The sequence below is a fragment of the Pseudomonas sp. KB_12 genome (assembly GCF_052114545.1).
Lineage (GTDB): Bacteria > Pseudomonadota > Gammaproteobacteria > Pseudomonadales > Pseudomonadaceae > Aquipseudomonas > Aquipseudomonas brassicacearum.
In genome coordinates, this window is the sequence record NZ_JBFREY010000080.1 from 1 (window position 1) to 1,643 (window position 1,643).

A 1,643-nucleotide genomic window follows, 5' to 3' on the forward strand; every position below is an offset into this window, starting at 1 on the left:
AATGACGTCTACAACAACGGCAGCACCGTCAGCACTACGATTACCGGCGCAACCGGCGGTAACTTCGAAAACCTGGTGCCGAGCACTGCGCCTGCGGTCACCACGATTACTGATTCGGCGGATACCACTGGCCTGACACTGACGGCCAGCGAAACCATCACCGAAGGCGGTTCGATTGTTTACACCGCAACGCTGACCAACCCGGCCCAGACCCCGGTGACCGTGACCTTGAGCAATGGCTCGGTCATCACCATCGCTGCAGGCCAGACTACCGGGACCGTCAACGTCGAGACGCCGGCTAATGACGTCTACAACAACGGCAGCACCGTCAGCACCACCATTACCGGTGCGACCGGTGGCAACTTCGAAAACCTGGTGCCGAGCACTGTGCCTGCGGTCACCACGATTACCGATTCGGTGGACACCACTGGCTTGACACTGAGCGCCAGCGAAACCATCACCGAAGGCGGCCAGATCACCTACACCGCGACTCTGACCAACCCTGCTCAGACGCCGGTGACCGTGACCTTGAGCAATGGCTCGGTCATCACCATCGCTGCTGGCCAGACCACTGGCACCGTCAACGTCGAGACACCGGCCAATGACGTCTACAACAACGGCAGCACCGTCAGCACTACGATTACCGGCGCAACCGGCGGTAACTTCGAAAACCTGGTCCCAAGCACTGCGCCTGCGGTCACCACGATTACCGATTCGGTGGACACCACTGGCCTGAGCCTGTCCGCGTCTACCGAAGTGGCCGAAGGCGGTTCCATCGTTTACACCGCCACCCTGACCAACGCCGCTGGCTCTCCAGTGACCGTCACCCTGAGCAACGGCGCCGTCATCAACATCGCAGCAGGCGCCACCACTGGCACGGTGACTGTCGACGCACCAACAGACGATGTCTACAAAGACGCGGGCAAAGTTGAAGTCAGCATCGATAAGGCCACTGGCGGTAACTTCGAGAACCTGGTTCCGAACACCACCCCAGCGGTGACTGATGTCACTGACACCATCGACACGTCGACCGTGAGCCTGACCGCAACGTCCACCGTCGCTGAAGGCGGCACCGTGGTGTACACCGCGTCGGTCAACGCACCAGTCACTGATGCCCCGCTCGTCGTGACGTTGAGCAACGGCCAGACCATCACCATYCCRGTCGGTGCCAGCTCCGCTTCGGTGAACTTCGTTACACCAAACGACGCCCTCGCGGGCGGCGACAACCTGAGCGTGAAGATCGACGACGCCCAGGGCGGTAACTACGAAAAACTGGACATCGACGCCACTCCGGCSRACACCACCGTTACCGATGTGCAGGACACTACCGGTCTGACCTTGAGTGCAACCGATACCGTCGCCGAAGGCGGCTCGATCGTTTACACCGCAACATTGACCAACGCCGCCGGCTCGCCAGTGACCGTCACCTTGAGCAACGGCGCGGTGATCAACATCGCTGCTGGCGCCACTACCGGYACCGTCACTGTCGATGCGCCAAAAGACGACGTCTACAAAGACGCTGGCAAAGTCGAAGTCAGCATCGATAAAGCCACTGGTGGTAACTTCGAGAACCTGGTTCCGAGCACCACGCCTGCGGTGACTGACGTTACCGATACCATCGACACCTCGACTGTCAGCCTGAC

The 1,643-nt window shown here is 60.5% G+C and carries 1 protein-coding gene; it reads left to right on the plus strand.

Annotation, left to right across the window (positions count from 1 at the left end):
- On the plus strand, positions 1-1,643 hold a 1,643-nt coding region (locus AB4Z20_RS27935; protein WP_442091217.1), incomplete at both ends, for an immunoglobulin-like domain-containing protein.